Raw genomic sequence first — 19,919 nt, forward strand, 5'->3', positions numbered from 1 at the left:
GGGGGTTCCCTGCCCGAGCGGGCGCGGCGGGTCAAGACACTTATCGAACGGTTGTGGACGGCTGCTGCCAGCCGCCCATCCAACATCCCGATCCAGCCATCATTTGAAGGCGATCAGCAGATCCTTCGCATCGATCTGGTCGCCGGCCTTGACCAGCACCTCGGCGATCTCGCCGTCGCGCTCGGCATGCAGCGCGGTCTCCATCTTCATCGCTTCGATCGAGAGCAGCACATCGCCCGCCTTGACCGCCTGGCCTGATGCCACGGCAAGCGCCGACACCACCCCCGGCATCGGTGCGCCGACATGCGCCTCATTGCCGGGCTCGGCCTTGCGGCGCGCCTTGGCCGCCGAAGCGCCATGCGCCCTGTCCGGCACCTTGACGCGGCGCGGCTGGCCGTTGAGCTCGAAGAAGACGGTGACCATGCCCTTGTCGTCGACATCTCCAAACGCCTGGCAGCGAACCACCAGGGTCTTGCCCTTCTCTATGTCGAGGAAGATCTCGTCTTCCGACTTCATGCCGTAGAAGTAGGTCGGCGTCGGCAGCACGCTCACCGGCCCGTATGTCTCCTGCGCGGCGGCGAAGTCGGTGAACACCTTCGGATACATCAGCCACGATGCGAATTCGTACTCCGAGAGCTTGCGATCGAGCTTGCCCTCGATGTCCTTGCGGCTCGCCTTGAGGTCGGCTGCTTTCAGCAGCGAGCCCGGCCGCACGGTGATCGGCTTGTCGCCCTTCAACGCCTTCTTCTGCAGCGTCGCCGGCCAGCCGCCGGGCGACTGGCCAAGGTCACCGCGCAGCATCGACACGACCGAGTCCGGGAAGGCGATGTCCTTGGCCGGGTTCTCGACATCGGCGACGGTCAGATCCTGGCTGACCATCATCAGCGCCATGTCGCCGACCACCTTGGATGACGGCGTCACCTTGACGATGTCGCCGAACATCAAATTGACGTCGTGATAGGCCTGCGCGACCTCGTGCCAGCGCGTCTCGAGGCCGAGCGAGCGCGCCTGCTCCTTGAGATTGGTGAACTGGCCGCCCGGCATTTCATGCAGGTAGACTTCCGAGGCCGGTCCCTTGAGATCGCTCTCGAAGGCGGCGTACTGGTTGCGCACCGCTTCCCAATAGAAGGAAATGCGGCGGATCCATTGCGGGTCGAGACCGGGGTCGCGCTCGGTGCCCTTCAGCGCCTCGACGATCGAGCCGAGGCAGGGCTGCGAGGTGTTGCCGGAGAAGGAATCCATTGCCGCATCGATGGCATCGGCGCCGCTTTCGACCGCCGCCAGCACCGTCGCCGCCGACAGGCCCGACGTGTCGTGCGTATGGAAGTGGATCGGCAGGTCGGTCGCCTCGCGCAGCGCCTTGAACAGCACGCGCGCCGCACTCGGCTTCAGCAGCCCGGCCATGTCCTTCACGGCGATGATATGCGCCCCGGCGCCCTCCAACTCCTTGGCGAGCCCGACATAATATTTGAGGTCGTATTTGGCCCGCGCCAGATCGAGGATGTCGCCGGTGTAGCACATTGCCGCTTCGACCAGCTTGCCCTCGGCGCCGACCGCGTCCATGGCGACGCGCATGTTCTCGACCCAGTTCAGGCAGTCGAAGACGCGGAACAGATCGACGCCGCCGCTGGCCGCCTGGCGGACGAAATGCTGGACGACATTGTCGGGATAATTGGTGTAGCCGACGCCGTTGGCGCCGCGCAGCAGCATCTGCAGCAGAAGATTGGGCGCCGCCTCGCGCACTTTGCTCAGCCGCTCCCAAGGGTCCTCGGTGAGGAAACGCATGGCGACGTCGAAGGTGGCGCCGCCCCAGCATTCCAGCGACAGGAGCTGCGGCAGCGCGCGTGCATAGGTGCCGGCGATGCTGACAATGTCATGCGTGCGCATGCGCGTGGCGAGCAGCGACTGGTGGCCGTCGCGCATCGTCGTGTCGGTGACCAGCACCTGGCGCTGCTCCCGCATCCAGGCCGCGAATTTCTCGGGACCCAGCGCGTCGAGCCTCTGCTTGCTGCCCTCGGGAATATGCCCGTTGAGGTAAGGCACGACGGGAGCCGCCGCATTCGCCTTCGGCATTGGCCGGCCGCGTGTCTCGGGGTGCCCGTTGACGCTCACATCGGCCAGATAGTTGAGCAGCTTGGTGGCGCGATCCTGCCGCTTCACCTGCTCGAACAGCTCCGGCGTCGTGTCGATGAATCTGGTTGTGTAGGAATTATCGGCGAAGCGCGGATGATTGATGATCGCTTCGAGGAAGGTGAGGTTGGTCGCCACGCCACGGATGCGGAACTCGCGCAGCGCCCGGTTCATGCGCGAAATCGCCTCGCCGGGCGTCGGCGCCCAGGCTGTCACCTTTTCGAGCAGCGGATCGTAGAAGCGGGTGATGACCGCGCCCGAATAGGCAGTGCCGCCGTCAAGCCGGATGCCGAAGCCGGCGGCCTCGCGATAAGCGGTGATCCGGCCATAGTCCGGGATGAAATTGTGCTCCGGATCCTCGGTGGTGATGCGGCACTGGAGCGCGTGGCCGTTGAGCCTGATGTCCTTCTGCGCCGGCACGCCCGATTGCTTCGTGCCGATGGCGAAGCCGTCGAGGATATGGATCTGCGCCTTGACGATGTCGATGCCGGTCACCTGCTCGGTAACGGTGTGTTCGACCTGGATGCGCGGATTGACCTCGATGAAGTAGAACTTGCCGGTGTCTGCGTCCTGCAGGAATTCGACCGTGCCGGCGCCGATATAGCTCGTCTCGCGCGCGATCTTGAGCGCATAGCCGCAAAGCTCCTGGCGCAGCTCCTCGCCGAGATACGGCGCCGGCGCGCGCTCCACGACCTTCTGGTTGCGGCGCTGGATCGAGCAGTCGCGCTCGAACAGATGCACCGCGTTGCGGTGCGTGTCGCCGAGCACCTGGACCTCGACATGGCGGGCGCGCTCGATCAGCTTTTCGAGATAGACCTCGTCCTTGCCGAAGGCCGCCTTGGCCTCGCGCTTGCCTTCCATCACCTCGCGCGCGAGGTCAGCCTCGGCGCGGATGGCGCGCATGCCGCGGCCGCCGCCGCCCCACGAGGCCTTGAGCATCACCGGGTAGCCTATTTGCGCGGCGAGCTTCTTCACCGCATCCATGTCGTCCGGCAGCGGATCGGTTGCCGGCACCACCGGCACGCCGACCTCGATCGCCAGGTTGCGCGCGGCGACCTTGTTGCCCAGCCTGCGCATCGTTTCCGGCTTCGGGCCGATGAAGGTGATGCCGGCCTCGGCGCAGGCCTCGGCGAATTCAGGGCTTTCCGAGAGCAGGCCGTAGCCCGGATGGATGGCGTCGGCGCCCGACAGCCTGGCGACACGGATCACCTCCTCGATCGACAGGTAGCTCTCGATCGGCCCCATATCTTTGCCGAGATGCGGACCGCGCCCGACCTGATAGCTCTCGTCGGCCTTGAACCGGTGCAGCGAATATTTATCCTCCTCCGCCCAGATCGCCACGGTTTTGAGGCCAAGCTCGTTGGCCGCGCGAAACACGCGGATGGCGATTTCTGACCGGTTGGCGACGAGGATCTTCGTGATTGCCAAGGACTGGGCTCCAGCAGCGAAAGGGACGTTGAACCGGCGCAATGATTAGCGTGAAAATGCTGCAGTGCAAACGAATTTGCGCGACAGCTAAAACGATTTAAATCGCTCGTTTGCGCCAAAGCGACAAGATTCGGTCTTCATGGCATGGAGGTCCGCTGCTCGGACCTCTGTTAGGCAAGCGCCGGCCCCACCTGTCCATCCAAACGAAAATGCCCGGCGCAAGCGCCGGGCATCCGTTCAAAGTCGGCTTGAGTTTGCCGGCTTATTTCTCGAAGTAGCTATACTTGCCGTCGTCGCCCTTCTTCCATTCGTAGATGACGTAGTCCGGACGGGTGATGTCGCCCTTGGCGTCATAGCCGATGTCGCCGATGGCCGTCTTCCAGGTGTTGGCCCGGATGGTCTCAGCGACCTTCTGTGCGTCGTCGGCCGAGCCGGTCTTGGTGATGGCCTGGGCGATGATCTGCACAGCGGCGTAGGAGTAGAGCGTGTAGGCTTCCGGCTCGAAGCCCGCGGCGCGGAACTTCTCCACGACTTCCTTGGCGGCCGGATTCTTGCGCGGATCCGGAGCGAAGGTGTTGAGCGTACCGGCGACGGCGTCGCCGGCGATCGAGGCCAGTTCGTTGGAGACGATGCCGTCGCCCGAGAACAGCGGTGCCTTCAGGCCCTGGTCGGCCGACTGACGGATGATCAGGCCGGCCTCGGTGTGCAGGCCGCCCCAGTAGATGAGCGTGACCCCGTTTTCCTTCATTTTGGCGATGAGGGCGGAGAAGTCCTTGTCGCCGACATTGACGCCTTCATACATCACTTCCGTGATGCCGTTGGCGTTCAGATTCTTCTTGGTCTCGTCAGCGAGGCCCTGGCCGTAAGGCGTCTTGTCATGGATGATGGCGATCTTGGCGTCCTTGAAGTTCTTGGCGATATAGTCGCCCGCCACCTTGCCCTGCTGGTCGTCGCGACCGCAGGTACGGAAGGTGTTCCACATGCCGCGCTCGGTGAACTTCGGATTGGTCGCGGCAGGCGTGATTTCGAGGATGCCGTTTTCCTGGTAGACTTCCGAGGCCGGGATCGAGACGCCGGAGTTGAAGTGGCCGTCGACAAACTTGACGCCGTCGGCGACGAACTTGTTGGCGACCGAGATACCCTGCTTGGGATCGGAGACGTCGTCGCCGATCTCGAGCTTGAGCTGCTGGCCATTGACACCGCCCGCCGCGTTGATGTCGGCGATCGCCTGTTCCGCGCCCTTCTGCAACTGTGCGCCGAACGCGGCGTTCGGGCCGGTGATCGGACCGGCGACGCCGATCAGGATGTCAGCGGCCCACGCGCTGCCGCTGAACGCGACGAACGCGGTCAGCGCAACGGCGGACAAGAGTGATTTTTTCATTGAAACGCTCCCATTTACGGAGTGGGCGTGGATGATACTTTCATGCGATGCCCACCCTTATCGCAGAAAGCATAGAATGCCGATTTTCAGGCACTTGTCACGCCGATTCATCCCCGAAACGGCGTAATGGTGAACGTCAACCTTTCGGCTTCCAGCTCAATAAGGAAGCTCTTTCGTAGAGCCAATTATACTGCGTGACCATTTGGTTGGTGCGCGTGTATTGATAGCCGAGGAAGCCGAATATCATCAGCACGATGGTGTCGACGATATAGTAGTGCAGCGAGAACATCGTGCCCAGGAACAAGGCATGATGGATAAACCTTATGCCGATGCCCAGGCCCAGCATGTAAAGGAACAGGCGGACGTGGCTACCCCAGGTCTGGGCCACGGCTTTGCCGGTCATCCAAGCGGCCCCGCCGCCGAGCAGGCCGGTGACGAACAGGAACTGCCAGATCGAGGCTTCTTCGTAGAGAACGCCTTGCATGATGAAGAACTCCTCTTAGTGATGTCCGCCCTCGAGATAGGCGGCGCGCACTTCCGGATTGGCGAGCAGTTCCTTGCCGGTGCCGCTCATCGTCACATTGCCGTTGACCATGACATAGCCGCGCGTGGCGAGCTTGAGCGCGCCGAAGGCGTTCTGCTCGACCAGGAACACGGTCAGCCCTTGCGCGCGGTTCAGTTCGCGGATGGCGTCGAAGATCTGCTTGACGATCAGCGGCGCGAGACCGAGCGACGGCTCATCGAGCAGAAGCAGCTTTGGCCGCGCCATCAGCGCGCGCCCGATCGACAGCATCTGCTGCTCACCGCCCGACAGCGTGCCGCCGCGCTGGGCGACGCGCTCCTTCAGCCGCGGAAACAGCGCGAATACCTTCTCGACGTCCTCGTCATAGTGCTTGAGGTTGTCGAGGCTGGCGCCCATCTGCAGGTTTTCCATCACCGTCATGCGCGGAAAGATTCGGCGTCCTTCCGGCGACTGGGCGATGCGCATCCGAGCGATCTCATGCGTCGGCATCTGGGTGATGTCGGTGCCGGCGAAAGTGATCGTGCCGGTGCGGGCGCGCGGCGCGCCGAAAATGGTCATCATCAATGTCGACTTGCCGGCGCCGTTGGCGCCGATAAGCGCCACGATCTCACCCTGGTTGACGCTGACGTTGACGCCGTTTAACGCCCGGATGTTGCCGTAATAGGTCTCGACGCCCTTGATGTCGAGCAGGTTTGCGCCGGCCATTATTTACGCCCTCCACGCGTCGCGGGCTTGGCCGCCACTTCCTTCGCCAGCGCCTTCGCCTGGCCGATCCAGTCCTCGCGCGCGATGCGTCCGTCAAAGGCGAGATAGGCCTCCGCGGCTTCGACGTCGGCCTTCTTCCAGGCGGCGATCTGGTCGAAATGGAAGATGCCGTGCTCGTTCAACTTCCTCTCATTGACCGGGCCGATGCCCTTGATGCGGATCAGGCTATCCGCCTTGCCGCCGCGCGGCGCGTCGAGGCGATTGGAGATGCCCTCGGCTTTCGCCGGCGCCCTGCCGGTTGCCTTCTTTGCCACCGGCTTGCTTTTCGCGGCAGCCAACTTTGTCGCTGGCACCGCAACCGGCTTGCTGGCTACCGATGCGGCGCGCGCGTCGACCTGCGCCGCTTTGGAAGCGCCTTTCGACACCGTGACCCGCTCGCCCTCATCCGCATGTTCGACGGAATCGGAAACCGGCCCCGCCATCATCGAAGCGGAATTGCCGGGGCCATGCGCGGAATCGGGGCCCGTATCGAGCTGCTCGATGACATCTTCGTCGCCGACTTCGGTCAGCACCGTCTCGACCTCCTCGTCGTCGACGCCGAGATAGGCGGCGATGACGCGCGGATCCGTCCTGACCGACTGCGGGTTGCCGTCGGAGATCTTGCGGCCGTATTCGAGCACCACGACATGGTCGGATATCTGCATCACCACCGACATGTCATGCTCGATGAGCAGGATCGAGGTACCGGTGCTCTTGATGCCCATCAACAGCTCGTTGAGCGCCGCCGATTCCTTCGGATTGAGGCCGGCGGCCGGTTCGTCGAGGCACAGAAGTTCCGGCTCCGTGCACATGGCGCGCGCGATTTCCAGCCGCCGCTGCGCGCCATAGGGCAGGTCGCCGGCCGGATCGTCGGCACGCTCGACGAGGTCGGCCTTCCTCAGCCAGTGCCTGGCGAGCTCGATCGATTCAGCCGAGGCCTGGCGGTAGCTCGGGAAGCCGAACAGGCCGAGGAAGGTATAGCCCGAGGCCTTCATCAGCTTGTTGTGCTGCGCGACCAAAAGGTTCTCCAGCAGCGTCATACCCGAGAACAGGCGGATGTTCTGGAAGGTGCGCGCCACGTTGGCGCGCGCCGGGATCTCGTGGTTGGGCAGGCGTTCGAGCAGATGGGTCGCGCCGTCACGTTTGTTGAGCGTGATCATGCCCTCGGTAGGCTTGTAGAAGCCGGTGATGCAGTTGAACACGGTCGTCTTGCCGGCGCCGTTCGGCCCGATCAGCGCGGTGATCTCGCCGCGCCTGGCCTGGAACGACAGGTCACCGATAGCGACCAGGCCACCGAACTTCATCGACAGATGCTCGACCTGCAGGATGAAATCGCTCGAGGAAGGGGTCGCGCTCATCAGCCGTGGCCCTCCTTGGTGAAGGAGCCCGAGACCGCTCGTCGTTCCTTGAGGAAGGCTGTCGGCTCCCGGCTGCCGACGAAGCCCCGCGGCTTCCACAGCATGACGATGACCATGGCCATCCCGAAGAGCAGCATCCGGTAGAGTTCAGGGGTGAAATCGGGACCGAGGCCGGGGATGATTGTGACGTCACCCCATTTCATTCCGGTTTTGAGAAAATCCAGCTCTCGCAGGATTTCGGTTCCGCCGATCATCACCATCGCCGCGATGGCAATGCCGGCGAGTGAACCCATGCCGCCGAGCACTACGATGGCAAGGACGATTGCCGATTCCAGGAAGACGAAGGATTCGGGGCTGACGAAGCCTTGCCGAGCGGCGAAGAAGGCACCGGCAAAGCCACCGAACATGGCGCCGGTGGCAAACGCCGTCAGCTTGGTGGTGGTGGTGTTGATGCCGAGCGAGCGGCAGGCGATCTCGTCCTCACGCAGCGCCTCCCAGGCGCGGCCGACCGGCAGGCGACGAAGCCTGATGGTTACAAAGGCGGTCAGAAGACAGAGTCCAACAATAAGATAATAGAGGAAGATCTTGTAGTAAGCGCCCGACTGGGCAATGCCCAGCACTTTGCTGATGTAATTCGGGTCGGAGACGTTGAATGACATGATGCCGAAAAAGCTGACCTTCGGGATGCCCGAGACACCCGCCGAGCCGTTGGTGACGTCGCGCCAGTTTATCAGCACGAGACGGATGATCTCGCCGAAGGCCAGGGTAACGATCGCCAGATAGTCGCCGCGCAGCCTGAGCACCGGGAAGCCGAGCATCACGCCCCAGAAGGCGGCCATGCAGCCGGCGGCCGGCAACAGGATCCAGAATGACAGGCCGAAATGCGTGCCGAGCAACGCGTAGGCATAGGCGCCGACGGCGTAGAAGGCGACGTAGCCGAGATCGAGCAGGCCGGCCAGACCGACGACGATGTTGAGCCCCCAGGCCAGCATCACATAGATCAGGATCTGGATGCCGAAATTGTCGACCAGAAGCAACGACCCTTGGAAACCGGCCGTCCATGACCGGTGCAACGCCGCGACAACCAGCACGACAACAACTGGATAGAGCAGCAATGCGGCGATACCCAATACGGAAGAGTGGGCTCCAATGAACCTGCGGAAGTAAAACAGCAGTGAGGCCAAAGCGTAGATTATGGCCAGCCCCCGCAGGAACCGGGCAAAATCGGCAAGGAACGGTCCCAGCAGACCGTCAAGCGAGTCGGTCAAATTCAAAAGCAACACAGCGGCTGCTATGACAACGGCGGCAATGAAATACGGAAGCCTGAAGAAGCGCGTCGCCAGGTTGCCCGCGCCGACTTTGGCGACTTTTCGACGCGCCATGAACGGCACGGCATAAGCGAGGTAGAGGAACCGGCCGACGGCGGTGCCTATCACCACAAGGGCAAGCAAGCCCCAGCGCTGCACGAGGATGAGCTCGTTGCTGATGTTCTGGTCGGTCCTGAGACCGATGAACAGCACGAACAGGCCAAGCGAGATGGCGCCGGCATAGAGCGCCTCACGAAAAGCGCGCTGGATGGGAGTAGCGACGGTGTCGCGCTCCGAAGACACGGTAGCGGCCATGAGGATCAGACCTTTTCGACTTCAGGCCGGCCCAGGATGCCGGAGGGAAGGAAGATCAGCACGATCGCCAGGATCGAGAAGGCGGCGACGTCCTTGTAGTCGATCGAGAAATAGGCCGACCACATGCTCTCGATGAAGCCGATCAAGAGCCCGCCGAGCACGGCGCCGGGCAGCGAGCCGATGCCGCCCAGCACTGCCGCCGTGAAGGCCTTCACGCCCGGCACGAAGCCGTCCGAGAACACCACGACGCCGTAATACATCAGGAACAGCGTGCCGGCGACCGCGGCAAGTGCTGCGCCCATGATGAAGGTGATGGAGATGGTGCGGTCGACATCGATGCCGAGCAGCGCGGCCATCTTGCGGTCCTGCTCGCAGGCACGCTGGGCGCGGCCAAGCGCCGTTCTGTTGACGAGGTACCAGAAGACCGCCAGCAGTGCCGCCGTCACAAGCACGATGATGATCTGCTTCAGCGAGATGCTGATGCCGTCGATCGTGTAGACCTGGCTGACCATCGGCGGGATCGGCTTGTTGCGCGGCCCTTGCGTGACCTGCACGAAGTTGGAGAGCGCGATCGACATGCCGATGGCGGTGATCAGCGGTGCCAGCCGGAACGAGCCGCGCAGCGGCCGGTAGGCCACCTTCTCGATCGTCCAGTTGTAGAGGCTGGTAAGAAGCATCGCCACGATCATCATGATCAGAAGCGCCACCACCACCGGCACCGAATAGAACAACGCGCCGAGCATCAGGAAGACGATGAGCGCGGTGAAGGCGCCAACCATGAAAATGTCGCCATGGGCGAAATTGATCATGCCGATGATGCCGTAGACCATCGTATAGCCGATCGCGATCAGGCCATAGATCGATCCCAACGTCAGCCCGTTTATAAGCTGCTGGACGAAGTACTGCATATTTATGCGGCTCCCCTGGAATGTCGCCTTTGCGGACGCATTCCTTTTCGTATTTCCCCTAGTCGTAAAGTTTCGAGCCCGGATTGCAACGTGATTTTTCAATCGCCTTGCGTGGTTTGGAAGCACGCCGCCCGATTGCCCGTTTTTTCGCACCCGACCCCTGGACTATCCGGGACCCTACCATTGGCACAACGCAATGTCTTTGACGATTCAACCCCATGACGAGCCTCCTGTCGAAGGAATCGGCGTCAAAATAAGTTGATGAGAAGAATCCTTGCATGAATCGAGGCACTTCGTTTTGGGCGCCGCGCATTCCCCAGGGTCAGCATTCTGCCGCGTATGACGGCTATGTGACGGCGAGGCGCCTTTGGTGGGGAGTAGCCTCGCCGAAATAGAAAGCCTTGAAGCGAAGTCTCAGTAAGCAGAGCCTCCTTCTCCGCTGAGACTGTGCTTCTCAGTCCCTTTGAGCGGTGGATTGAAGACGCTCACCAGCACCATGTCGCTGGCGCTGTCGGCGCGCAGGAAATGATCGTCATGGGCATCGAGCACATAGATCGTTCCCGGTTCGACGCGGTGGACGGCGCCGGTCATGTCCTCGACCTCGCCGCTGCCCGAAATGCAGTAGCAGGCCTCCAGATGCCTCCGGTATTGCAGTCGCGACTCGCTGCCCGCGCGCACCACCGTGTGACACACCGTAAAGCCCATCCCGTCGCGTTGTGTCAGCAGCCGATGGCTGGTGCCATTGCCCCAGTCGACGAAGAAGTCAGTTTTTTCTACATCTGCCAATTGTCTGGTGAACATTGTCGCCTTTCCACGAAAGTAGGTTTGCGAAGCGCGGCGCTTCGAGGTCGGCGGCAGAGATCGACTTTTTATCATTCCCGGTTAGATTTGTGCCGCGGTCCGGATCAATGACGCAGGTTGAACCGTGCATCAAATGATGGATTTTGGCTTGATCTGTTAGAGAATTTTACAAATGGAATATCTGCCGCTGAATGCGATCCGGGCCTTTGAGGCGACCGCCCGCCACTTGAGCTTCTCAGCGGCCGCCGAAGAGCTGCATGTTACCCACCCCGCCATCAGCCACCAGATCAGGCGGTTGGAGGAATGGCTTGGCTTGGCCCTGTTTTATCGCGATGCGCGCAAGGTCCGTTTGACCGAGGCCGGGCTGGCGCTGCAGGCATCCGCGGGCGCGGCGCTGGCGGAACTCGACGCCACCTGTCGGCGCATTCGCAGAAGCGCCGGCCTGCAGTCGCTGTCGGTGGGCTGCATTCCCTCCATTGCCAGCCGCTGGCTGGTGCCCCGCCTGTCGGACTTTACCGCTCGCCATCCGGAGATCGCGATCCGCGTCGCCTATGCGAAGGCCGAGGACCGGCTCGACGATGACGACATCCTTATCACCCTCGGCGCGGATCCATCTCCGAGGGTTACCAGCCTCAAGCTGTTTTCCCGCATAAGCCGGCCGGCTTGCAGTCCGCACTATCTGGCGCGCAGGGGCCGGCTGGATACGCCGGCGCGGATCGCAACGGCGGACCTGCTGCATGATGAGACGCGCCAGGGCTGGCAGGAATGGTTCGCAAAAGCGGGGATCGCAAAGACTGACATCGGCAACGGGCCGGTCTTTGCCGATTTCAACATCCTGGCGACGGCTGTCATCGCCGGCCACGGCGTTGCCCTTTGCCCGATCGAGGTCTTTCGCGAGGAACTCAGGCGCGGCGACCTTGTCGTCGTCTCCGATATTTCGACCGATGACGACAAGGGCTATTTTTTGACGCTGTCGGCCCAGCCTTCGGCGGCCGAAATCAAATTCGCCGACTGGTTCCGCGATCAGGTGTCGGCGAAAGCGGAGGCCGACGCCTGAGAGCAATCCCAGGACAAGTGCGGTTCTGTGGGACGCTGAGCCGGGCATGCCGGCCGATCGTATCAGGTGACGATGAATCCATGCGCGAACGGATCGCGGTCGTCGATGAAGATGGTGTTCAAGCCGGTCATGCGCGCCCAGCCGCCGATCGAAGGAATGATCGCCGGCTTGCCCGCGACGCTGACCTCTTTCTCGACCCGGCCCTTGAACAGCGAGCCGATGATCGATTCATGCACGAAGCTGTCGCCGGGTTTGAGCTTGCCCTTGGCGTGGAGCTGCGCCATCCGGGCCGAGGTGCCCGTGCCGCAAGGGCTGCGGTCGATCGCCTTGTCGCCATAGAACACGGCATTGCGGGCATCGGCCTCGGCATGCCGGGGCTTGCCGGTCCACAGCATGTGCGACAACCGGTTGATGCCGGGATTCTCCGGATGCACGAAGGAATATTTGTCGTTGAGGCGCTGCCGCACCACCGGGCTCCAGGCGATGAGGTCGCCCGCCGAGTGATCGGCCATGTCCCGGAAATTCTTCTGCGGCTCGACGATGGCGTAGAAATTGCCGCCATAGGCGACATCCACGCTGATTTCGCCGAGCACCGGGCATTCGACCGTCAGGCCTTCGGCATAAAGGAAGGACGGCACGTTGGTGATGCGCACTTCCTCGACATATTCGCCGGCTTGTTTGTATTCGGCGATGACCAGGCCGGCCGGCGTGTCGAGCCTGAGCACGCCCGGCGTCTTCGGCTTCACCAGCCCATGCTCGATGGCCATCGTCACAGTGCCGATCGTGCCATGGCCGCACATCGGCAGGCAGCCTGACGTCTCGATGAACAGGATCGCGATATCGCAATCCGCGCGCGTCGGCGGATACAGGATCGAGCCCGACATCACGTCATGGCCGCGCGGCTCGAACATCAGCCCGGTGCGGATCCAGTCATATTCGGCGAGGAAATGCGCCCGCCGCTCCATCATTGTCGAGCCTTCGAGCAGCGGCCCGCCGCCGGCGACAAGACGCACCGGATTGCCGCAGGTGTGGCCGTCGATGCAGAAGAAGGATTTCTTGGCCATGATGCTTCCCGAAAATATCAGAACCGTTGCGGACGGAAAGGGGTGAGATCGAGCGGCGGAGCCTGCCCGAGAACGAGATCGCAGATCAAGCGGCCGGTCGCCGCCGCCTGGGTCAGGCCGAGATGACCGTGGCCGAAAGCATAGTAGACATTCGGCGCTCGCGCCGCGCCGATGACGGGCAGCGAATCCGGCAGCGAGGGGCGATAGCCCATCCATTCGCGGCCGCCCGACGGATCGAGCCCGGGCAGGAAGCGTTTCGCCTTCTCCAGCATCGCCTTCGATCGGGCGAAGTTAGGCGGCCGCTCGATGCCGCCGAGCTCGACGGCGCCACCGACGCGCAGGCCTGTGTCCAGCGGCGTGATGACGAAGCCATGTCCGGAAAAGATCAGCTGCCGCTTCACGTCGAAGGCCGATACCGGCAGCGTCGTGTTGTAGCCACGCTCGGTTTCGAGCGGGATGCGGTCGCCGAGATTTTTTGCCAGAAGATGCGACCAGGCCCCCGCGGCGATCAGAAGTTTCCTTGCCGTCCGCCTGGTACCGTCGGCCAGAACAATCGTGGCGCCGTTTGCGCCTGCTTCTATGCGTTCGACTCGTGCATGCTCGAAACGGGCGCCAAGCTTTTCCGCATTGGCCCAGACCGCCTTGCCGAGCAGCTTGGGATCGGCGACCGTCTTCCAGCCCGGCACGAAGGTGCCCTTGACGAAGCGCGGCGCCAGACCCGGCTGCAGCGCCGCCATCTCATCGCCCTCGACATGGCGGAAGCCGATGCCGAAGCGCTGACGCTCCGCCCAGCCCGGCAGCGAGGCACTGAACTCCGCCTCGCTTTCATAGAATTCCAGCGAACCATCCTCGCGCAGCATCGACCGCGTGCCGGAGCGGTCGAGCAAGGCCATCCACTCGGCCTCGGCAAGCCTCATCATGCCGGCCTGCGTTGCGAGGCTCGCCTCATAGTGCCTCGCCGCGCCCGCCCGCCAGAAGCGGAATAGCCATGGCAGGAGTTTCGGCAGATAGGCCGGCGGGATGGCCAACGGCCCGAGCGGATCGGCGAGCCATTTCGGCAACTGCCGGATCATCCCCTTATGCGCCAGCGGCAGCACGTCGGAGAAAGCGAAGGCGGCGGCATTGCCGGAGCTCGTCTCCTCGCAGATGCCGGTGCGGTCGAAGACGGTGACGCTGCGCCCCGCCTCGCAGAGCAAGGCCGCAGCGCAGATACCGATGATGCCGCCACCGATGATGGCGATATCTTCCCCCTCTCCCCGTTTACGGGCAGAAGGTGCCCCAGTGGCGAAGCGTCGTTCCGCTTCCGGGGAGTTGGAATTTCCTGGCACGTCGGTGCTGTCCTTTATTCGGCTGCCACCATCTTCTCCGCCGATCGAGGAGAACTCTGGAGCGACGGCAGCTTCGGGCGCACCGCCAGCGCATCCCGGATGATCTTCTCCACTGCCTTGCGGCGTTCGCCCGACAGCGGCTGGCGCGGCATGCGCACGCGGTCATTGGTACCAATCGCCAGCACTTCGGCAAGCTTGATGTTTTGGACCAGATAGGTGGACACATCGAGGTCGAGCAACGGCCGGAACCAGCGATAGATCGCCAGCGCCTCCTCGCGGCGGCCCTGCTTCATCAATTGGTAGATGGCGACCGTCTCGCGCGGGAAGGCGGTGACCAGGCCGGCCACCCAGCCGATGGCGCCGACCGACAGCGCCTCGAAGGCGAGGTTGTCGACGCCGGTGAAGAGGTCGTAGCGGTCGCCGAACCGGTTGATGATCTCGGTCGAGCGGCGGATGTCGTCGGAAGATTCCTTGATGGCGACGAAGCGCTCGTCCGAGGCGAGCTCCTCCATCAGGTCGACGGTGACGTCGACGCGATAGGCAAGTCGGTTGGAATAGATCATCACCGGCAGGTCGCCCGCCTCGGCCACCGCGCGAAGCGCCGCGACCGTCTCTTCGGGATTGGTGTGGTAGATCGGGCTCGGCACCACCATCAGGCCGTCGGCGCCTTCCTTGGCGGCGCGCCGCGCGATGCTCGCCGCCTCTCGCGTGCCGGGCTCGTTGACGGTAAGCAGCACCGGCTTCTTGCCGGCGACTTTCTGGGCCGTCTTCAGCACCTCGATCTTCTCGTCATACGACAGCATCGGGCCCTCGCCGAGCGATCCGCAGACGATGATGCCGTCGCAGCCGGCCTCCATCTGCAGCCCGTAGCAACGCTCCATCTCGGCATGGTCGAGGCGGTCGTCGGCGGTGAATTTGGTCGTGACGGCGGGGAAAACTCCGGTCCACATGGCTATCGCTCCTCTGATATATCATACGTATATCTGTTAAAGCATTGGCCTGTCAATGCTGAATCCATTATGATATATGAAGAATATATCAGGAGCCTGCCGTTGATCTCCCCACTGATATCCATCGAGACGAACGCGACCTTCGAACCCGCGGCGACCAAGGCCTATCGCGCGCTGGAGCACATGATCGTCACGCTCGAGCTGGCGCCGTCGAGCTTCATCACCGAAGGCGCGTTGATCGAGCGGCTGGGTCTCGGGCGCACCCCCGTGCGTGAAGCGATCCAGCGGCTGGCCTGGGAGGGACTTCTCGACATAAGACCCCGCGCGGGCATCGCGGTCGCGCCGCTTCACGCCGGCGACTGGCTGCGGGTGCTGGATGCACGGCGCGGCATCGAGGTGGTGCTCGCCCGCTCGGCCGCCCGCTTCGTTACCCGCGAAGCCGCCGACCTGTTCCACGAGGCGGCTTTGGCCATGCAGAAGGCGGTGATCTCGGGCAACGTCCTTGCCTTCATCCAGGCCGACAAGGCGCTCGACGATGCGCTGGCCATCGCCGCCGACAACCCGTTCGCGGCGCGGGTGGCCGCCCCCTTGCAGACGCACAGCCGCCGCTTCTGGTTCCGCTACAAGGCCGACACCGGCCTCGCCGAATCGGCCGAGCATCACGTCGCGCTGATCCGCTCGATCCTCGATGGCGACGAAGAAGGCGCCGCCAAGGACGCCAAGAAGCTAATGGCGCTGCTGCGCGGCCACGCCGAAGTGGCCGCTACGCGCTGAGCGGTTCAGCGTTCTGCTCGGGGCGGTTCAGCCGCCCGGCTGTCCGACCGCGGTGGCCCGCGTGTCTTCCCATCCGTCGCCCGCCGCCAGGATGCAGCTTTGGCCCTTAACGTCGGTCATCAGGATGGTCCAGGTTCCGCCAGGCGACACAAACACCTCGAAGATGGCGACTTGTCCGGCCACACCGTAGCCCAGCCGCTTCTCCCCGAATGCGTCTGCCAGCCTCGCGACCAGATGGTCATGGCCGCCGCAGATCACTTGCGCCCGCGCGGGCAGTGACGACAGCGCCATTAGGGCGGTGGTCGCCAGCATCATCCATCGATACGAAAAAAAACGTGCCATGGAGGCACCTCCTTCGCCTTCGCGTTCCGGCAAGGGAGGCACATTCGGCCGCCTCAGTGTGCCGGAAGGCTCCAGGCCGGATTGGACGTCTTCATCGCGTCGCTCCTTCTGGTTTCCGGTCTGTCTCAGGGAGATTATGACTCCCTGGATTCGATATGGTGAAGCTTCGCTGCGCAAACAAGCGGTGCCGCGGAAAGCGCCTTGGTGCAATTCGGTGCTCGACCGCGGGAGCCGTGGCGGCGCTCGGCCGAGCTCCGTCGTAATTCAGGCGCCCGGCATCGCCGCGGTGATCGTCGGGCTGTCCCAGCCCTCGCCGACGGACAAAACGCAGCTCTGTCCCTTGGTGTCCGAGGCCAGCACGGTCCAGCTGCCCTGATCCGAGACGAAGATCTCGAGCACGACGTTCGGATTGATCAGGCCGCGCCCGGCCTCGCTTTCGTGGAACTTGTCGCCAAGCGCCTTGATGATGTCGGCGCGCGCCGCGCATTGCGCGGCCGCATTCGCCGGCGCGGCTCCACCGGTCATCGCCGCCGCCACCAACATTGTCGCCATAAGAAATCGTGTCACCTGACACCTCCTCGCGCCAGACGAGAACCCCGGCTGCCACCGGCGCTGTTGGATTGGCCTGCACGCTAGGCAGGAATACAGCCTAAGGCGGATGGTGGTCTGTTGGTTCCATCACACGGCGACGGAATCATTAGAATGTGCGGATGCACCCTCAGCGTGCCGCGTCTGGATTGCGGACCTATAGTTGCATTGTACGATGACACGGACCAGCAAAACCACAGGGCTGAGCGCCGCGTCCGCGAGGTGGATGACCCCATGGCGTTCCTTTGGCGCCCACAAAATAAGGAAAGCGCGGTTTGCGCCGCGCTTTCCTCAATGTTGGTTCATAGGATCTGTCCGGTCAGTTCATCGTCGGGATGACGAACTCGGCACCGTCCTTGATGCCGGACGGCCAGCGCGAGGTGACCGTCTTGGTCTTGGTGTAGAAGCGGAATGCGTCCGGGCCGTGCTGGTTGAGGTCGCCGAAGGACGACGCCTTCCAGCCGCCGAAGGTATAGTAGGCGATCGGCACCGGGATCGGCACGTTGACGCCGACCATGCCGACCTGAACGCGGCTGGCAAAGTCGCGCGCGGCGTCGCCGTCGCGGGTGAAGATGGCGACGCCATTGCCCATCTCGTGATCGTTGGCGAGCTTGATGGCATCCTCGTAGCGCGGCGCGCGCACCACCGACAGCACCGGCCCGAAGATCTCTTCCTTGTAGATGCGCATGTCGGCCGTCACATTGTCGAACAGGCAGCCGCCCATATAGTAGCCGTTCTCATAGCCCTGCATCGTGAAGCCGCGGCCGTCGACGACGAGCTTGGCGCCTTCCTTGACACCGATATCGACATAGCCCTTGACGCGCTCCAGCGCTTGGCTGGTCACCAGCGGGCCGAAATCGGCGGAAGAATCCGTCGACGGACCGACCTTCAGGCTTTCGACGCGCGGCACCAGCTTTTCCATCAGCCGGTTGGCGGTGTCGTTGCCGACCGGCACGGCCACAGAGATCGCCATGCAGCGCTCGCCGGCCGAGCCGTAGCCGGCGCCGATCAACGCGTCGACCGTTTGGTCGAGATCAGCGTCGGGCATGATGATCATGTGGTTCTTGGCGCCGCCGAAGCACTGCACGCGTTTTCCCGCTGCGGTGCCGCGCGAATAGATGTAGTGGGCGATCGGCGTCGAGCCGACAAAGCCGATGGCTTTGATGTCGGGATCGTCGAGGATGGCGTCGACGACATCCTTGTCGCCGTTGACGACATTGAGGATGCCGGCCGGCAGGCCGGCCTCGATGAACAGTTCGGCAATGCGCATCGGCACGCCAGGGTCACGCTCCGAAGGCTTCAGGATGAAGGCGTTGCCGCAGGCAATCGCCGGCGCGATCTTCCAAAGCGGAATCATCGCCGGGAAATTGAACGGCGTGATGCCGGCGACGACGCCGAGCGGCTGGCGCATCGAATAGACGTCGATGCCGGGGCCGGCACCGTCGGTGAACTCGCCCTTCATCATATGCGGCGCGCCGATGCAGACCTCGACCACTTCGAGGCCGCGCTGGATGTCGCCCTTGGCGTCGGCGATGGTCTTGCCATGTTCGCGCGCCAGAATCTCGGCCAGTTCGTCATAGTCGCGGGCGACCAGTTCGAGGAATTTCATCAGCACGCGTACGCGGCGCTGCGGATTGGTGGCCGCCCATTTGGGCTGCGCCGCCTTGGCGTTCTCGACCGCGGCGCGCAGTTCCGCCTGCGAGGCCAAAGCCACCGTGCCGCGCACGGTGCCATCCATCGGCTGCATCACATCCTGCTTGCGGCCGCTGGTGCCGGCGACACGCTTGCCGCCGATGAAATGACCGTATTCGATCATGGCTTCTCTCCCTGTCTTGGTGATGAGGCATTGTCCGCCTTTGCGGCGGCGATGGCAACGCGAGCCAGATCGCAACCGTTGTGCGGAAAATAGACAACGGCGATGGGGTGTGCATTAATTGCCGCAAATGACAGGATATGTCTGTCGTGAAGGATTTCTCAGGTTGAGTTTTGTCACACCGAAGGAACGCGGCTTTGACCGCCGTCACCAAGATCATCCCCCATGAACTGGGATGACGTCCGCATCTTTCTCGCCGTGGCGCGCGCCGGGCAGATCCTCGGCGCTGCGAAACGCCTGGAGCTCAACCATGCGACCGTCTCGCGCCGTATCGCCGCGCTCGAGGAGGCGTTGAGGACAAAGCTCTTCCGCCGCCTGACCACGGGCAGCGAATTGACGCCGGCCGGCGAGCGCTTCCTCGACATAGCCGAGCGTATGGAGGGCGACATGATCGCCGCGCGCGCGACCATTGCGGGCGAGGGCGACGATGTCTCGGGCACGGTGCGCATCGGCGCGCCCGACGGCTTCGGCGTCGCTTTCCTGGCAAAGCGGCTCGGCGAGCTGACCGCGCTGCATCGCGAGCTCACCATTCAGCTGGTGCCGGTGCCGCGCTCCTTCTCGCTGTCGCGGCGCGAAGCCGATATCGCGATCACCGTCGAGCGGCCGACCGAAGGCCGGCTGGTGGCGGGCAAGCTGGTCGACTACACGCTCGGCCTGTTCGCATCGCGCGCCTATGCCGAAGCCAACGGCCTGCCGAAAGCACCGGCCGAGCTCGGCCGGCACACGCTGATCGGCTATGTGCCGGACCTCATCGTCAGCCCCTCGCTCGACTATGCCGCCGAATTCAGCCCTGAATGGCGCACCAGCTTCGCCATCTCCTCGGCGCTCGGCCAGGCCGAAGCGGTGCGCTCGGGCGCCGGCATCGGCATCCTGCACACTTTCGTCGCCCGCTCGATGCCGGAGCTTGTGCCCGTCGATATCGTCGCGCCGATCCGCCGCGCCTACTGGCTGGTCTATCATGAATCGGTAAGACCGCTGCGCCGCGTCCAGCTCGTCGCCAACTTCATCACCAGGGCGGTGGAGCGGGAACGCGGTCTTTTTGCCTAAT

Annotated in this window: 17 protein-coding genes; 3 read left to right on the top strand and 14 right to left on the bottom strand. The window is 63.4% G+C overall.

Annotated features, from left to right (window positions below; genetic code table 11):
• Window positions 1–99: 99 nt before the first annotated feature.
• From pyc to RFM68_RS11320, 8 genes are all read right to left on the bottom strand, one after another.
• A complete protein-coding gene (gene pyc, locus RFM68_RS11285; RefSeq protein ID WP_320232963.1) occupies window positions 100–3,558 on the bottom strand; it encodes a pyruvate carboxylase in 3,459 nt (1,152 codons plus the stop codon).
• A 262-nt stretch (window positions 3,559–3,820) separates the two neighbouring features.
• Entirely contained in the window at window positions 3,821–4,939 is a 1,119-nt protein-coding gene (locus RFM68_RS11290) for a branched-chain amino acid ABC transporter substrate-binding protein (protein WP_320232965.1), read from the bottom strand.
• 136 nt (window positions 4,940–5,075) lie between these two features.
• Window positions 5,076–5,423 (bottom strand): DUF6867 family protein, encoded by a 348-nt coding sequence (locus tag RFM68_RS11295; RefSeq protein WP_320232967.1) that lies wholly within the window; start codon window positions 5,421–5,423, stop codon window positions 5,076–5,078.
• 15 nt (window positions 5,424–5,438) lie between these two features.
• Window positions 5,439–6,167, bottom strand: a complete 729-nt coding sequence (locus RFM68_RS11300) for an ABC transporter ATP-binding protein (RefSeq protein ID WP_320232969.1) — start codon at window positions 6,165–6,167, stop codon at window positions 5,439–5,441.
• On the bottom strand, window positions 6,167–7,564 hold the full coding sequence (locus RFM68_RS11305) for an ATP-binding cassette domain-containing protein (RefSeq protein ID WP_320232971.1): 1,398 nt from the start codon (window positions 7,562–7,564) through the stop codon (window positions 6,167–6,169). Before RFM68_RS11305 ends, RFM68_RS11300 begins: the two co-directional genes overlap by 1 nt.
• A complete protein-coding gene (livM, locus tag RFM68_RS11310; RefSeq protein WP_320232973.1) occupies window positions 7,564–9,186 on the bottom strand; it encodes a high-affinity branched-chain amino acid ABC transporter permease LivM in 1,623 nt (540 codons plus the stop codon). The genes RFM68_RS11305 and livM overlap by 1 nt, the downstream gene beginning before the upstream one ends.
• Before the next feature lie 5 nt (window positions 9,187–9,191).
• Window positions 9,192–10,094, bottom strand: coding sequence for a branched-chain amino acid ABC transporter permease (locus RFM68_RS11315; protein WP_320232975.1), 903 nt, complete (start codon window positions 10,092–10,094; stop codon window positions 9,192–9,194).
• Window positions 10,095–10,508: 414 nt separating this feature from the next.
• Entirely contained in the window at window positions 10,509–10,895 is a 387-nt protein-coding gene (locus RFM68_RS11320; RefSeq protein ID WP_320232977.1) for an ectoine synthase, read from the bottom strand.
• Between the two features lie 172 nt (window positions 10,896–11,067).
• On the opposite strand from RFM68_RS11320, the gene RFM68_RS11325 reads away from it, so the two are divergent.
• Entirely contained in the window at window positions 11,068–11,952 is an 885-nt protein-coding gene (locus RFM68_RS11325) for a LysR substrate-binding domain-containing protein (protein WP_320232979.1), read from the top strand.
• Between the two features lie 62 nt (window positions 11,953–12,014).
• Here RFM68_RS11325 and RFM68_RS11330 read toward each other — a convergent pair whose 3' ends face one another.
• The 3 genes from RFM68_RS11330 to RFM68_RS11340 are packed head-to-tail and all read right to left on the bottom strand — an operon-like array spanning window position 12,015 to window position 15,294.
• Entirely contained in the window at window positions 12,015–13,016 is a 1,002-nt protein-coding gene (locus RFM68_RS11330) for a 4-hydroxyproline epimerase (protein ID WP_320232981.1), read from the bottom strand.
• Window positions 13,017–13,033: 17 nt separating this feature from the next.
• A complete protein-coding gene (locus RFM68_RS11335) occupies window positions 13,034–14,344 on the bottom strand; it encodes an NAD(P)/FAD-dependent oxidoreductase (protein ID WP_320232983.1) in 1,311 nt (436 codons plus the stop codon).
• A 14-nt stretch (window positions 14,345–14,358) separates the two neighbouring features.
• On the bottom strand, window positions 14,359–15,294 hold the full coding sequence (locus tag RFM68_RS11340; RefSeq protein ID WP_320232985.1) for a dihydrodipicolinate synthase family protein: 936 nt from the start codon (window positions 15,292–15,294) through the stop codon (window positions 14,359–14,361).
• Window positions 15,295–15,363: 69 nt separating this feature from the next.
• On the opposite strand from RFM68_RS11340, the gene RFM68_RS11345 reads away from it, so the two are divergent.
• The gene (locus RFM68_RS11345; protein ID WP_320232986.1) at window positions 15,364–16,068 is read left to right on the top strand and encodes a GntR family transcriptional regulator; all 705 of its coding nucleotides are present in this window, start codon (window positions 15,364–15,366) and stop codon (window positions 16,066–16,068) included.
• Window positions 16,069–16,095: 27 nt separating this feature from the next.
• On the opposite strand, the gene RFM68_RS11350 is transcribed toward RFM68_RS11345, so the two are convergent.
• The 3 genes from RFM68_RS11350 to RFM68_RS11360 form a co-directional block, all read right to left on the bottom strand.
• On the bottom strand, window positions 16,096–16,410 hold the full coding sequence (locus RFM68_RS11350; RefSeq protein ID WP_320232987.1) for a hypothetical protein: 315 nt from the start codon (window positions 16,408–16,410) through the stop codon (window positions 16,096–16,098).
• Window positions 16,411–16,674: 264 nt separating this feature from the next.
• Window positions 16,675–16,977, bottom strand: a complete 303-nt coding sequence (locus RFM68_RS11355; RefSeq protein ID WP_320232989.1) for a hypothetical protein — start codon at window positions 16,975–16,977, stop codon at window positions 16,675–16,677.
• Window positions 16,978–17,317: 340 nt separating this feature from the next.
• Window positions 17,318–18,814, bottom strand: a complete 1,497-nt coding sequence (locus tag RFM68_RS11360; RefSeq protein WP_320232991.1) for a CoA-acylating methylmalonate-semialdehyde dehydrogenase — start codon at window positions 18,812–18,814, stop codon at window positions 17,318–17,320.
• A 222-nt stretch (window positions 18,815–19,036) separates the two neighbouring features.
• On the opposite strand from RFM68_RS11360, the gene RFM68_RS11365 reads away from it, so the two are divergent.
• Window positions 19,037–19,918, top strand: coding sequence for a LysR family transcriptional regulator (locus tag RFM68_RS11365; RefSeq protein ID WP_320232993.1), 882 nt, complete (start codon window positions 19,037–19,039; stop codon window positions 19,916–19,918).
• Window position 19,919: the final 1 nt, after the last annotated feature.

The organism is Mesorhizobium montanum (assembly GCF_033977145.1).
Lineage (GTDB): Bacteria > Pseudomonadota > Alphaproteobacteria > Rhizobiales > Rhizobiaceae > Mesorhizobium > Mesorhizobium montanum.

Coding starts and splice junctions, on each gene's coding strand:
- RFM68_RS11320 (WP_320232977.1), bottom strand. CDS start 10,895: ATGTTCACCAGACAATTGGCAGATGTAGAAAAAACTGACTTCTTCGTC.
- RFM68_RS11360 (WP_320232991.1), bottom strand. CDS start 18,814: ATGATCGAATACGGTCATTTCATCGGCGGCAAGCGTGTCGCCGGCACC.
- RFM68_RS11340 (WP_320232985.1), bottom strand. CDS start 15,294: ATGTGGACCGGAGTTTTCCCCGCCGTCACGACCAAATTCACCGCCGAC.
- livM (WP_320232973.1), bottom strand. CDS start 9,186: ATGGCCGCTACCGTGTCTTCGGAGCGCGACACCGTCGCTACTCCCATC.
- RFM68_RS11315 (WP_320232975.1), bottom strand. CDS start 10,094: ATGCAGTACTTCGTCCAGCAGCTTATAAACGGGCTGACGTTGGGATCG.
- RFM68_RS11350 (WP_320232987.1), bottom strand. CDS start 16,410: ATGGCACGTTTTTTTTCGTATCGATGGATGATGCTGGCGACCACCGCC.
- RFM68_RS11290 (WP_320232965.1), bottom strand. CDS start 4,939: ATGAAAAAATCACTCTTGTCCGCCGTTGCGCTGACCGCGTTCGTCGCG.
- RFM68_RS11300 (WP_320232969.1), bottom strand. CDS start 6,167: ATGGCCGGCGCAAACCTGCTCGACATCAAGGGCGTCGAGACCTATTAC.
- RFM68_RS11295 (WP_320232967.1), bottom strand. CDS start 5,423: ATGCAAGGCGTTCTCTACGAAGAAGCCTCGATCTGGCAGTTCCTGTTC.
- RFM68_RS11305 (WP_320232971.1), bottom strand. CDS start 7,564: ATGAGCGCGACCCCTTCCTCGAGCGATTTCATCCTGCAGGTCGAGCAT.
- RFM68_RS11330 (WP_320232981.1), bottom strand. CDS start 13,016: ATGGCCAAGAAATCCTTCTTCTGCATCGACGGCCACACCTGCGGCAAT.
- RFM68_RS11365 (WP_320232993.1), top strand. CDS start 19,037: ATGAACTGGGATGACGTCCGCATCTTTCTCGCCGTGGCGCGCGCCGGG.
- RFM68_RS11325 (WP_320232979.1), top strand. CDS start 11,068: ATGGAATATCTGCCGCTGAATGCGATCCGGGCCTTTGAGGCGACCGCC.
- RFM68_RS11345 (WP_320232986.1), top strand. CDS start 15,364: ATGATATATGAAGAATATATCAGGAGCCTGCCGTTGATCTCCCCACTG.